The sequence below is a fragment of the Verrucomicrobiia bacterium genome (assembly GCA_019634625.1).
In the GTDB taxonomy this organism is placed as follows: Bacteria; Verrucomicrobiota; Verrucomicrobiia; order Limisphaerales; family CAIMTB01; genus CAIMTB01.
Genome location: JAHCBA010000012.1, coordinates 1 through 12,719, shown reverse-complemented (window position 1 = coordinate 12,719; position 12,719 = coordinate 1). Strand labels below are relative to the sequence as shown.

The window sequence follows — 12,719 nt, the reverse complement described above, 5'->3', positions numbered from 1 at the left end:
GGTGTTCCCAAAGTTTTTTCACTTTTTGCGGGACTCACACCCCTTCCTCGGATATAGCCAAGGCCCGTGGTCGTCGACGAAGTCATCCAGGGGCGGCGATTGACCCCGGCGGAACTGGCCGAGATCCGCAACTGCTCGCCGACCATCCGGATTGGCATCGGAACCCGGATTTCACAGAGAGCTCTGCCAGCGTTGGGATTGGCACACCGACACGCCAGCGTCCCAAAGATATGGCCTGCCGCAGCTCGCTCTCAAGTTGGAGGCTCGTGGCTGGATTCGGCTGCCTTCGCGTCAACGTCCCAGCGTCAACGATCGACGCAACCGGCAACTGGTCCAGATCGAGCTGACTGCAGCGTTCTGGAAGCCGATTCTGGCGAGCCTGAGCCGGTGCGCATCGATCCCGTGGCTCCAGGTTCGCGCGAAGACGCTCTTCGGGCACCGCTCCAGCGCCATCACTACCTGGGTTTTCGCAACCGCGTCGGCGAAAACATCGGCTACCTGGTCTGTCCCGGACCGGGCGCCCTGGCGGCGCGTTTTCGCCTGGCCGCCTGGCATTGTCAGGCCGCGCGACGCCTTCATCGGCTGAACGAGGAACAACGTCATCGGCATCGCTGGCGACTGACCAACAATACCCGCTTCCTCATCCCGGCCTGGGTGCGTGTGCCCCACCTGGCCAGCCATGTCCTGGCCCGGGTCCTCGGCCGTCTGACCGGATTGGCGCCAACGCTACGGACAAGGCGTGACCTGGTGGAGACCTTCGTCGATCCCGCTTTGCCGGCACCTCGCACCGCCGCCGCGGCTGCCGTTGGGGCGAACCACCGGCAGTGGGGACGCAATGGCCCCTCCGACACCGCCTCCACCACCGCCAAGGAAGTGTTCGTACGCCCGCTGGGCTTGCACTGGCGCCAGCGCCTTTGCCCATGAACCCACCCTTCTTCAATCGGCGGCGGGATCACCTGCGCGAGGCACTGCTGCCGCCATGACCCGGCGTCGCGCACCAACAAGTCCTACGCGATGGAGGACTTCGGCTTGAGCGCCTCGCGGTTTTTTCACCCAGTCGCCTCCTTCTCGCCTACCAGAAGGCGATGCGCCAGGCACGTGGCTGCGACAACGCCCAGAGCCTCTTCGGCATCACCCGTATTCCCAGCGACAACCAGGTCCGACAGATGCTCGATCCGGTCCCCTGAGGCTGCATCCGATTTTCCGACCGGGTCCTGATGCTCTGGTGGGACGAGGATTGCTGGAGGACTTTCACGGGGTCCACCAGTCCATCGCCTCATCGCGCTGGACGGCACCGGCTACCGTTCTTCGGCGAAGGTCCACGGACCGTGTTGCTCGCACCTCACTCCCGAGAAGGGACCGCGGATCTATTTTCACACGGCCCTGACCCTCGGTCATGGTGGCTCCCGGTCGTGCCGAAGTCTTCGCCTGCGTCCCGAATACATCGCCCCCAGGACGGCCACGAGAAGCAGGATTGCGAGATCGCTGCCGCCAAGCGCTGGCTCCAGGCCAACTTCGAACTCTACCGTCGCCACGCGGACCCGTCACGGTTCTGGGCGACGACATCTGTGCCCATCAAACCCTTCTGCCGTCAGTGGTCCTCCTCCACGACGGCCATTTCCTCTTCACCGCCAAGCCCTCGTCCCATATCGCCCTCTACCGTTGGATCGATCTCCAACCTGACCGACCGCGCACCTTGCGATGCGCGTTCGCGAGAAGCGCCGAAACGCTCACCTACACCTACCGATGACCCACGGCGCCCCTTTGGCCGAGGGGGAAAGATGCTCTGAAGGTCAACTGGTTCGGAGCTTCGCGTCACCAAACCCCCAAGGCCAGACGAGATCACTACAATGCCTGGGTCAACGACTGGAAGATCGACGAAACCAACGTCGCCAGCCTGGCAGCCTCGGCATTAGCCTGTTAAAGATCGAGAACGAGAACAACAACACCCTCAAGACCAAGGGCTATCATCTCGATCACAACTTGAATACGGCAAGAAGCACTGGCAGCGGTCCTCACCTCCTTGAACCCTGGCCTCTCGTGCATGCCGCGCTGGGTTGGCTCGATGAGCCCTACAGGTTATTGCGCGCCAGGCTCTCCGCCGGACGTTCTTTCGAACATGTCCGGGCCCTGACCCTCTACATCCACTTTCCCGGCTGGAGCGAACTCCTGGACTTCATGATGCGAGGCCTCGAACTGGGGCCGTACTCGAAAAAAGCCTGACCGGGTTCTCCGCCCCACCGCGGCCTTTCGGTCCGCGGGGCTTGCGCCTGCCCGAATCTCCCCTCCGCCCTCGTCCAGGGCCCTCCTCGTCGATCACGCCACCCTTCCACTACCCACGCGTCCACCCTCGCGCTCAGGCCACTCTTCCAAAATGAGAACTGCTGACCCAGGCCGTGCATCCCGGCGTTGTGGGGGGAGGTGCGAACCTCGCGAACCGTCGTTTCGGAGGGCCGGGTTCCACGAGGCCGCAACGGTGTGGAGCGTTGGGGAGCGTTGGGTTGAGGACTCGCAGTGATCGTCCCTCCGATTCGCCGCCTCCCCACCCACTCCTCCGGGAAGCACCGGATCCCAAGGCCCCCCCCGAGATCGATGATTGCTTCCTCCCCCGATGGCGGCAGATTGCCGGCGTACTTCGCATGAACACCCTTGTGATCCAAGCGATGCTGGTGGCGGCGATCTCCCTGGCGGGCCTCACCCAGTCGCGCTCGCCCCAACACGCGCAGGTCTCCGGGTCTCGCGACCAGCCCCTTCTCGAATCCGTTCCGCCCCCGGCCTCCGGACCGCGTGCGGTCAGCCTCACCGCCTCCGAGGCCGGCCGGATCGCCCGCGCGACCGCCGAGGTGCTCGTCCAGGGCCACTACCGGCAGGCGCCCTTCGACGATGCGATGTCGCGCACCTTCTTCACCAACTACCTCTCGACCCTGGATTACAGCCGGCTGGTCTTCACCCAGGAGGACGTGGACGAGTTCGGGCGGCGCTATGCGGAGAGCCTGGACAACCTGACCCAGGCCAACGACGCCTCCCCGGCCTACGTGATCTTCCAGCGCTACCTCGAACGCCTCGAAAGTCGGACCGCCTTCGCCCTCGAACAACTTGCCGCCCCGGTGGATTTCACGACGGACGAGCGGTTCAACCCCCAACGTTCGAAGGGCCCATGGCCTCGCAATGAGAAGGAGGCGGAGGAACTCTGGCGTCTGCGGGTGAAGTTCGATCTCCTCCAGGGCCGGCTTGCCAACGACGATCCCCAGCAGGTGGTCACCAACCTGACCAAGCGTTACCAGCGCCTCCTCAAGACCATGAAGGAGTACGACGGCGAGGAGATCCTCTCCCTCTACCTCACCTCCCTGGCCAACGCCTTCGATCCCCACTCGGACTACATGAGCGCCTCCGAGGCCCGCCAGTTCGAGATCAGCAACGTCAAACTCTCCCTCACCGGCATCGGCGCCCTCCTCGAATGGGATGACGGCTACACCCGCATCCGCAGCCTCGTCCCCGGCGGACCCGCCGAGCGCAGCCGTCAGTTGAAACCCAAGGACCGCATCGTCCTCGTCGCCCAGGGCGACGGCGAACCCGTCGATGTCGTCGAGATGCGCCTCAACAAGGTCGTCGAACTCATCCGCGGCCAGAAGGGCACCGAAGTCCGCCTCACCATCATTCCGGCCGATTCCGAGGACGGTGCCCGCCGTGAGATCCGCCTGATTCGCGACGACATCCCCCTGACCGAGCAGTTCGCCAAGGCACGTCTGGTGGACCTCCCGGGAGAGGATGGCCGGGTCACGCGCCTCGGAATCGTGATCCTGCCCCAGTTTTACGAAAACTGCGCCCGGGACGTGGAGAAGCTCATCCATCGCCTGAAGGAGGAGAAGGTCGAAGGCCTGGTGCTCGACCTGCGCCGCAACGGCGGAGGGATCCTCGAGGAAGCCATCGCCCTGACCGGCCTCTTCATTCCCCAGGGACCGGTGGTTCAGGTGAAGAACCAGAACGGCCACACCCGGCTCCTTCAGGACGACAATCCGAAGATTGTGTGGGACGGCCCGATCGCCATTGCCGTCGGACATCAGAGCGCTTCGGCCTCCGAAATCGTCGCCGCCGCCCTTCAGGATTACGGGCGCGCCGTCGTCGTCGGGGATTCCGCCACCCACGGCAAGGGCACCGTACAGACCCTGATCCCGCTGACCCAGTTCTTCAGTCAGCGCACCGTCGGGCCGTATGCGGGCAAGCTCAAGTTCACCGTCTCCAAGTTCTATCGCATCGCCGGCGGAACCACCCAGAAGTACGGCGTCACTCCCGACATCGCCCTTCCCACCATCCTTGACCACATGGAACTGGGCGAATCCTACCTGCCAAACTGCCTGCCGGCCGACCGCACCACCCCGCTCCGTTTCCAGCGGATGGACCACGTGGATCCCTACCTCGCCGTTCTCCGCGAACGCTCGGCCAACCGCGTCGCCGTCAGCCGCGAATACGCCTACATCCTCGAAGACATCGAGGAACTCAAACGCCGGCGCGAGGATCCGTCGGTCTCCCTCAATGAACAGGTCCGCCTCGCCGAGAAGGAGGAGCGCAAGACCCGCGAGGAGGCTCGGAAGAAGGAACGCCGCGAGTTCGATCCCCAGCCCCTGCCCATCTTCGAGGTGACCCTCGACATGGTGGCCAGGAATGAACCCGCCCGGCTGCTCACCGCAGCGGCCGCCAAGGACGACGAACCGCTCCTCGCCGCCGCCAGCGGCACAGAGGTCGAGGACGAGGCGGACAAGGCCGACAAGGCCGGGGACGAACCCGAGCGCCTCGAACCCCAGTTGCGCGAGACCCTCGACATCCTGCGCGACTATCTCGATCTCCTCGCCGCCAAGGGGCAGCGTTTGGTCTTCGATGGCCGGTCCGCCACCGCCCAGAAATAGGTCCGCATAGGGGGACTGATGGCGGAGCCTGCATCCGCCGCTGCCCTCCGGTAGCCTGCGCCGCGTGAAGTTGATCTCGTGGAATGTAAACGGGCTCCGGGCGGTGCTGCGAAAGAACTTCCTGGAATACCTCGCCGCCGAAGACCCGGACATCCTCTGCGTTCAGGAAACCAAGGCCGGTCCGGACGACGTCCAGGCGCTCTGGCCGGCGGGCTACACGACATATTGGGATGCGGCCGAGCGGAAGGGATACAGCGGAACGGTGGTGTTCACGAAACAGCGGCCGGTGTCGGTCAGGCGCGGCCTCGGCATCGAGGAGCACGACCGCGAAGGCCGCGTGGTGACGGCGGAGTACGATCAGTTCTTCGTGGTGAATGTGTACGTGCCCAACGCGCAGCGCGGTCTGACCCGACTGCCGTACCGGCAGACGTGGGACCGGGATTTCCGCAAGTACCTGATGAAGCTGGGGCGGCGCAAGCCGGTGGTGTGCTGTGGTGATTTCAACGTGGCCCACACGGAGATCGACCTGGCGAATCCGAAGTCGAACGTGGGCAATCACGGCTTCACACCCGAGGAACGCGCGGGCTTCCAGTCGCTGATCGAGGCCGGCTTCGTCGATACCTTCCGCGAATTCGAACCCGGTGGCGGCCACTATACGTGGTGGAGTCCGATGTCGGGCGCCCGGGCGCGGAACGTGGGCTGGCGCATCGATTACGTGCTGGTCTCCGCCGCACTCCGGCCTCGGTTGAGGAGCGCCTTCATCCGGAACGAGATCATGGGGTCCGACCACTGTCCCGTCGGGGTCGAACTCGAACCCGATGCCCTTCAGTAGCGGACCCGCAGCACCTGGAAACGACGCCGCGCCGGGTCCGCAATGTCCTGACAGCGCTGTCCGCCAATCCGGGTGCCGCCGTCATCGCTCAACAACTCGGCCAATCGTCCCCCGGCTGCATTCCCTTCCAGGAAGAGCACGCTCTCGGCCTGAAATCCGCGCGGAATGAGCTGCGGCCGCGCCTCCGGTCGCTCCGAGACGCCGTCCCACAGAAACATCCGATGCCGTCCCCCGCCTTCCGCCGGGCCCCCCACCAGAAGATGGATCGAGCCGGCCCGATCCATGGCCCGCAGCCCCAGCCCGTTGAGGTCGGGACGGAGCGGCGGACCGAACCGGGCGGGCCGCCGTTCGATGACGTCGCGCGGATTCAGGAGCGGCACGATGAGGGCCCGCCCGTCGGGAACGGGATTGCGCAGGCCGATGAGCAACGAGTCGTCGGGCCCGGTGCCGAGGGCTTCGATGTTCCAGCCGCCCGGGGCCTCGGGGGGACGCGATGCGGCGTCGGCCACCCGGAACTCGCGGTAAAGGGGGTCTGCCGCAAGATCTCCCACCAGCGTGCGGTAAGGCGCCCCCACGGGCACCAGCGTCGCCTCAAGTCCTTCGCCCCGGACCACCGTGGCAAACAGGACATGGCGCGACGGACGGGGTTGCCCGGCGGGATTCCGGGAATGCGAACCGGTCCAGAAGAGGAGATCCCCCAGCCGGGTGGCCCCCTCGAAATCGGCCTCGTCGCGCCGGCGGAGGCCCAGGAACGACGAGACATCGACGGTGCGAACAGGCGGCCCGCCTTGATCGCGCCGGTACAGGCGGAGGACGTTGTCCTCGTCGCTGGCCACGGCAAAGAGCGATTCATTGACCAGGGCGGCGGCCGAGGCGTCGCAGCAACCGGTATAGGTGCGCTGTTCCGCGGCCCCCAACGACGGCTGGAGAAGCACGAGGAAGAGAACCAGGGCCATGGCACCGGCGATCCGCCGGGCGGTCCATGCCCCTGAAGCGGGCCACTCCGCAATCACGCTGTGCGGCTCAGACCCCGAGGTGCTCGTCGATGAAGTCGTAGGCCTCGCGGCGGATTTCGGGCGGAAACCGATGGGGAACATCGGGGTGGCGAACCCGCAGACGATGAGCGGCATGATGAAGGGCGTACACCGGACGGGCGGCGGCCGCAACCCGGCCAACGCTTTCCCAACGGAAATTCGTATCGTGAAGCGGCGCGCTGACGAACAGGGCCCGCGGGGCGAGAGCGGCGATCAGTTCATGGAAATCGAACGGCACCTCCCCGGGTCGCCCGACATATTTGCGGAGCCGCGGAAAATAGCGGGTCTGGGTCCAGCCGGTGAGATCGCCCCCCATGTAATCGACAAAGGAGTCGAAGGCGCAACTGGTGGCCACGACGCCGATGCGGGAGTCGAGAAAGGCGGTGAAGAGGGCGGTATGGCCGCCCAGCGAATGGCCGATGGCGCCAACCGGGCCGGGCCGGACGAAGGGCAGCGACTGGAGCAGATCGATGCCGCGCCGGTTGTTCCAGGTGGCAAGCCGGACACCGCTGGCGTAGCCGAGGCCGGAGAGGTCGGGATGGTAGTCCGCCAGCAGCGGGTAGGGCGTCGCCAGGCAAACCATCCCCCGCCGTGCAAGCTCGACGGCGTATTCGTCGTCGGGACTGTCCGCCAATCCGACCACGGTGCGAAACCCGGCCGCATGAGTCTGGTGGAGGCACAGGGCGGCCGGGCAGCGGCGGCCATCGAGTGCAGCACGCGGTACGAGCAGCCAGGCCGGCACCCGCCCCCCGGGATCGGCCGCGAAGGTGACGAGGCGGCGGACGTAGTCACCACAATCGGTCTCCTCTTCGATGGTGAAGGGCGGAGGCGTGCCCGGGTGCGGACGGGGATCCGGACCGGCGATGGCCTCGAATCCCGCCCGGATCTCCTCCTGGCGCGGGCGCCATTCGGCCGCGGAACGGGCCGTCCGAATCGCCCCCGAACGGGTGCGGTAGAGGAGCAGTTGATCCCGGGGCAGCCGGGGCACCGCCGGGTCCGGCGCCGCGGCCGCCAGGAGGGATGGGAGGATGGGGAGGGCCGCCAGCCGGCCGAGGGCGGTGCGCCGCGGAATTGCTTTGGCCCGGGCGGGGTCAGCTCGATAGCGTGAAGTCATGTTCTCGCACGTGGTGATTTTCTGGACGGATCCCGATCAGCCGGGGGCGGCGGATACGTTGATCGAAGGGCTCCATCATTACCTGCGTGACCTGCCCGGAATCCTTCATTTCCATGTCGGCCGCATGGTGCCCAGTCATCGGCCGGTCGTGGACCAAAGCTACCAGGTTGCCCTGAACCTCGTGTTTCCGGACAAGGCGACGCAGGACGCCTATCAGGACCATCCGCGGCATGTCGAGTTCGTCGAGAAGGTCTTCAAACGGGTGTGCCGGAAGGCCGTGGTGTACGACTTCGCCTGAGTTCTTCCCGCGCGGCCTCCAGCAGCGCGAGGGCCCCCGGGGAATCGGCGTGGACACAGAGAATCCGGGCGCGGAGCGGAATCCACGCCCCGCCCCGTCCCGGCCAGCCGCCCCGGGCGAGGAGTTCGCGCAGGCGCCTCACCGCGAGGGCGGGATCTTCGAGAAGCGCCCCCGGTTCGTCACGCGGCACCAGCGTGCCGTCGTCGCAGTAGCCGCGGTCGAGAAACGCTTCTTCCCAGACCGGTTGCCCCTGCGCCCGCGCCATGGCCGCCACCCGCCCGCCCGCGCGGGCCACAATCACCAGGCCCGGATCCAAATCAGCCACGGCCCTGACATGCGCCACAGCCAGGGCGTCGTCGCTGTCCGTGGCGTGGTACCAGGCGCCGTGGAGCTTCACATGGTGCAGGCGTACACCGGCGCCCTGCGTCAGGGACTGGAGAGCGCGAACCTGGTCGCGCAGCAGGGCGGGCCAGATGGCAGGGTCCGGGGCCAAGGCAGGGTGACGCCCAAATCCCTTTGGGTCCGGCCAGCCCGGGTGGGCCCCGACCCGGACACCATGGGCGCGGGCGAGTTCCAAACAGACGGCCATGGAGGCCATGTCGCCCGCATGCCCGCCGCACGCAATGTGAACGGCATCGAGACGTGCCATGAGCCTGGCGGTCAGCGCGGGATCCTCGCCTTCGCCGAGATCGCAGCCGAGGGCGGGAGTGGGCATGCTCATGACTTCGTACCATCTCCAACGGGCACAAACCGGATCGACTGGCTCGACCGACACTGGACCAGCCATGCGAGGAAGCGGGGATCGAGCAGGGCGATCTTCGGGTATCCTCCCACGGTGGGACCATCGCGCAGCGTGACAATCGGCCGGCCGTCGGGCGGCACCTGGAGCGATCCTGGAAGGACGGGTTCGCTCAGAATGGATTCCCCGGGTACCGGGAGAGGCTCCCCTTCCAGGCGGTAGCCCGTGCGGTCGCAGCGCGAACTGACGCGCCATTCGGTGTCGAACAGGGCGTCCCGTGCAGCCTGGGGGAAGAGATTCCATTGGGGCCCCGGCCAGACCGGGAGCGGCGGAGGGCTGGCGTAGTCGCGTTGCTCGGCGGGATCGAGCCAGCGCTGGCCCACGCCGCTCGGCCACGAAGGCCACGCCTGCGCCCGGCGATAGAGGACTGCCCCGGCGGACAACGGTTCCCCAAGGCCGCCGCGGGGAAAGGCGCTGACACTGCCGAACCAGCGATCGGCGACAAATCCGCCACGCACACCGAGGTACGACCAGACGCCGGACGGCGAAGGCGGAATGGAAAAGCGATCGCCTTCCTCAAGAGTCCGCGTGTGCCAGCGATCCGGTTGGGCCGGATCGTGGGGAACCGACGCGCCGGCAACGGACACCTCGACACGGCGCAAGGCCCGCCATTGGGCGCCGTGCAGGAGCACCTCCAGAACCGGAACCCCAAGGGGATTGCCGAGAAGCCGGTTGGCCCAACGCGACGCATGGTCGTCGAGGGCCCCTCCGGGCGGCACTCCGAACCGTCTCCAACCCCGACGACCCAGGTCCTGAAAGGAAACCCCCAGTCCGGGATCGAGAAGTTCGAGGACAGCCTCGTTCATGACGGCGTCGGAGCTTGGGAAGCCACCGGAACGAACCGGACAGCGTCGCCGGGGTGGAGTCGGAAGGCGGCGGCCACTCCCGCGGCGGCGCGGACGGGATCGAGAATGGGCAGTTCGGTGCGGCCTATGAGGTTCCAGCCGCCGGCTGTGGCGCACGGGTACACCGCGGTGAAAGGGCCGCCAATGGCTACCGAACCCGCCGGCACCTTCACCCGGGGGGTCTCGATCCGGGGCGTGTGCAGGCGCGGGTCAAGCCCGCCCAGGTAGGCGAAGCCCGGCGCAAATCCCAACCCCAGCACCCGGTACTGTCCCTGGGTGTGGAGCGTAATCGCATCGGCCACCGACAATTGGGCCGCCGCCGCGACCCGTTCCAGATCGGGTCCGTCGTAGATCACCGGGATTTCGATCGCATGGGGCGGTGGAGACGGCTTGCGGGCGGGGCGGAGGGCCGGTTCCAGAAGGCCTGAGATCGACGCGGCCTCAGGGCGTGTGCCGGGTTCGAATTCAAGCAGGAGCGTGGTGAACCCCGGAGTCGCCTCGAGCAAACCCACCGGCGGATGCTCATCGAGGCGCCGCCACAGCGCCTGGGACCGTTGGAATGCCTCGTCATCCACCCGGTCGGCGAACCGCACCAGGCAGGCATCCGGTCCGTAGTTGTCGATTCGCAGGCTCACAGACGCAGGCGAACAAGACCGCGCCCGTCTCGTAGCCGCGGAAGCGGCCCCCGGGCGAGTTCTTTTTTCTTTGGGCTGCCCCAAATATTCAACGCCTATGCGAACAACAGGAAACTGAATCCCCGCAACCGCGGGACCTGTCCGAGCGGTACCCCCCCCCCGGCCGCCGTCCTGCCCGAATCACGTCAGATCCCCCCATTCCCGCCGTTCCGCCCCCCCAACCCGCAAAACCAAATAGTATAGCGGCAGCCATTTTATTGTGGACTATGCGCTTTTCCCCAGTACCCCACCAGAAATCCCATCCTGCCGCTGGGGATGACCTGATCGCGGACCGTCAATAATTCACTGTCGGTCTTCTTATACGATTTCGGTCAACATTAGCTTGTCAGTCCTATTATATTTATGTTTTAAGAAAGTCAATAATCAAAGGCCGGTCATATTATATGATTTTAGTCAACTTCAGTTTGTCAGGCCTATTATTCTACGGGTCAGGCATGTGATTGTGGACTATTCGATTTTCCCCAGTATCCCGCCAGAAATCCCATCCTACCCTCTACCGCTGGGGATGACCTGATCGCGGACAGTCAACGATAAACAATAAGATAAATGGACAGGCTATTTAAACGATTTCGGTCGGCAGTATTTTGTCAGTCCTATTATTTAATTGAGCCCCAAGGCCCATGCTTGCTGCCTTGCGCACCGGGTAACGGAACCGGAAGGTGGTTGCCATGTCTGGGCGGCATTCCATCTGGCTGGGTTTGGCGCTCATGCTGCACTTTATCCCGGGAACGACGGCAGATGGGACGGGCGGAGATGCCGTGACGCCGGATGTCGAAGGATTGCTGCGGCGCACCTTCGAGCGGGCCAAGGCCCTCTCCGAGGCCGCCAGTGCCCCGGTGTACACCCACCGCAAGTGGTCCGTCGTCGAGAACCTCGATGGTGGCGGAACCGTCCGACGAACGGTGGAGAAGGAGTACCAAGTGACACTCACCCGGGGGATGACGCACAACCGGTTGATGGCCTTGAATGGCAAACGGTTGTCGGACGAGGAGAGTTCCGCGTTGTCCGAGCGGGAACGAAGATGGCGCGACAAGTACGCGGTCGGGCCCGGGCAATCCTCAACGGACCGGATGGATCAGTTGGTCAACGAAGAGCTTTTCGAGCGGTTCAAGTTCACTTGGGACCGCCGTGAAGAAGTGCGGGGTCGGGGATGCCATGTCCTGATCTTCCGGCCGAAAACGGGCCCGCTTCCGGAGGAGCGGTTGATGGACCGGATTATCAATCGCCTGCACGGAACGGTCTGGATCGATGAAACGGAGTTCGAGATCGCCCGGGCGGAGGCTCACACGGAAGGCGCCGTGCGGATGTGGGGAGGACTGCTGGGGGCGCTCGATTTTTTCCGCCTCACCGTCGAGCGCGATCGCGGCAAGGAGGATGTCTGGTTCAACCGCCACGCCATGGCTGAGATCCGGGGCCGGAAGCTATGGTCCACTCTCCACATGCGGATGCGGGAAACGGGCGGCGATCTGCGCCTATGGGCGGACGACACCGCCTTGGCCACGGCGTTGCCATTGGCGCCCTGACCCCGGTCAGGGCAGGCGCTCGAGGTTGATGTCCTTGAATGCCACCAGACCCTTGCCGCCCCCATGGATCTGGAGGCCGATGCGTCCAAACTGGGCCAGGGACTCATCGGGTTCGGTGTAGTCGATGGTCTGGACCCCATTGATGGTGAGCACCACGCGGCGTCCTTCGGCCCGCATTTCGTAATGGTTCCATTCGCCCTCCTTGACGGCGCGCTCGGCCACTCCTTCCTCGGGCTTGGCCAGGATCTTGTTGCGGCGGCTCTCGTCGTAGAGGGCGCCCCACCAACCCTTCCCGACATCGGCCTGATACCCGATCATTTCGTGGTGGTTGGGGACGCGTTCGCTGCGAATCTGGATTCCCGAGTTGACGAAGCCCTCGGTGCCGAGGAGGCGGACCTTGAGGCGCAGGACGAAGTTCGTATAGCGCTCGGTGGTGGCGAGGAATTCGTTCCGGGGGACGGTGTCAGTGAGGGACCCGCCGACTAGGGCCCCGTACTCGATGCGCCAAGTCTTGTTGGTGTCGCCATCCCAGCCCTTGAAGGAATGGCCATCGAAAAGCGATTCGATACCGGCGTGTGAAGCAAGGGTGGCAAACGCGAGGCAGGCTGCGGCGACCAAGGGGGCGTTCATGGGAAGGACGCTGCCGGAACCCATGGCCAATGGCCAGTCCAGCCT

The 12,719-nt window shown here is 65.5% G+C and carries 12 protein-coding genes; 6 read left to right on the top strand and 6 right to left on the bottom strand.

Annotation, left to right across the window (positions count from 1 at the left end):
- The first annotated feature begins 66 nt into the window (after positions 1-66).
- From KF833_09200 to xth, 4 genes are all read left to right on the top strand, one after another.
- Positions 67-924 (top strand): DUF4338 domain-containing protein, encoded by an 858-nt coding sequence (locus tag KF833_09200; GenBank protein ID MBX3745476.1) that lies wholly within the window; start codon positions 67-69, stop codon positions 922-924.
- A gap of 822 nt (positions 925-1,746) precedes the next feature.
- On the top strand, positions 1,747-2,223 hold the full coding sequence (locus tag KF833_09195) for a hypothetical protein (protein MBX3745475.1): 477 nt from the start codon (positions 1,747-1,749) through the stop codon (positions 2,221-2,223).
- 416 nt (positions 2,224-2,639) lie between these two features.
- On the top strand, positions 2,640-4,904 hold the full coding sequence (locus tag KF833_09190) for a carboxy terminal-processing peptidase (GenBank protein ID MBX3745474.1): 2,265 nt from the start codon (positions 2,640-2,642) through the stop codon (positions 4,902-4,904).
- A 64-nt stretch (positions 4,905-4,968) separates the two neighbouring features.
- A complete protein-coding gene (xth, locus tag KF833_09185; GenBank protein MBX3745473.1) occupies positions 4,969-5,736 on the top strand; it encodes an exodeoxyribonuclease III in 768 nt (255 codons plus the stop codon).
- Here the strand turns inward: xth and KF833_09180 are convergent.
- The gene (locus KF833_09180) at positions 5,730-6,692 is read right to left on the bottom strand and encodes a DUF3616 domain-containing protein (protein MBX3745472.1); all 963 of its coding nucleotides are present in this window, start codon (positions 6,690-6,692) and stop codon (positions 5,730-5,732) included. The genes xth and KF833_09180 overlap by 7 nt on opposite strands.
- Before the next feature lie 67 nt (positions 6,693-6,759).
- Positions 6,760-7,884, bottom strand: coding sequence for an alpha/beta hydrolase (locus KF833_09175; GenBank protein MBX3745471.1), 1,125 nt, complete (start codon positions 7,882-7,884; stop codon positions 6,760-6,762).
- On the opposite strand from KF833_09175, the gene KF833_09170 reads away from it, so the two are divergent.
- Positions 7,883-8,182, top strand: coding sequence for a Dabb family protein (locus tag KF833_09170; protein MBX3745470.1), 300 nt, complete (start codon positions 7,883-7,885; stop codon positions 8,180-8,182). The two genes, KF833_09175 and KF833_09170, sit on opposite strands and share 2 nt — an antisense overlap.
- Here KF833_09170 and KF833_09165 read toward each other — a convergent pair.
- From KF833_09165 to pxpB, 3 genes are read right to left on the bottom strand one after another with little or no spacing between them, the layout of a single operon-like run.
- Positions 8,139-8,903, bottom strand: a complete 765-nt coding sequence (locus tag KF833_09165) for a LamB/YcsF family protein (GenBank protein MBX3745469.1) — start codon at positions 8,901-8,903, stop codon at positions 8,139-8,141. The two genes, KF833_09170 and KF833_09165, sit on opposite strands and share 44 nt — an antisense overlap.
- Entirely contained in the window at positions 8,900-9,787 is an 888-nt protein-coding gene (locus KF833_09160) for a biotin-dependent carboxyltransferase family protein (protein MBX3745468.1), read from the bottom strand. The genes KF833_09165 and KF833_09160 overlap by 4 nt, the downstream gene beginning before the upstream one ends.
- Positions 9,784-10,455 (bottom strand): 5-oxoprolinase subunit PxpB, encoded by a 672-nt coding sequence (gene pxpB, locus KF833_09155; GenBank protein ID MBX3745467.1) that lies wholly within the window; start codon positions 10,453-10,455, stop codon positions 9,784-9,786. Before pxpB ends, KF833_09160 begins: the two co-directional genes overlap by 4 nt.
- A gap of 734 nt (positions 10,456-11,189) precedes the next feature.
- Here pxpB and KF833_09150 point away from each other — a divergent pair.
- Positions 11,190-12,044: a hypothetical protein gene (locus KF833_09150; GenBank protein ID MBX3745466.1), complete on the top strand. Its 855-nt coding sequence runs from the start codon at positions 11,190-11,192 to the stop codon at positions 12,042-12,044.
- A 6-nt stretch (positions 12,045-12,050) separates the two neighbouring features.
- Here KF833_09150 and KF833_09145 read toward each other — a convergent pair whose 3' ends face one another.
- Positions 12,051-12,674, bottom strand: coding sequence for a DUF1080 domain-containing protein (locus KF833_09145; GenBank protein ID MBX3745465.1), 624 nt, complete (start codon positions 12,672-12,674; stop codon positions 12,051-12,053).
- Positions 12,675-12,719: the final 45 nt, after the last annotated feature.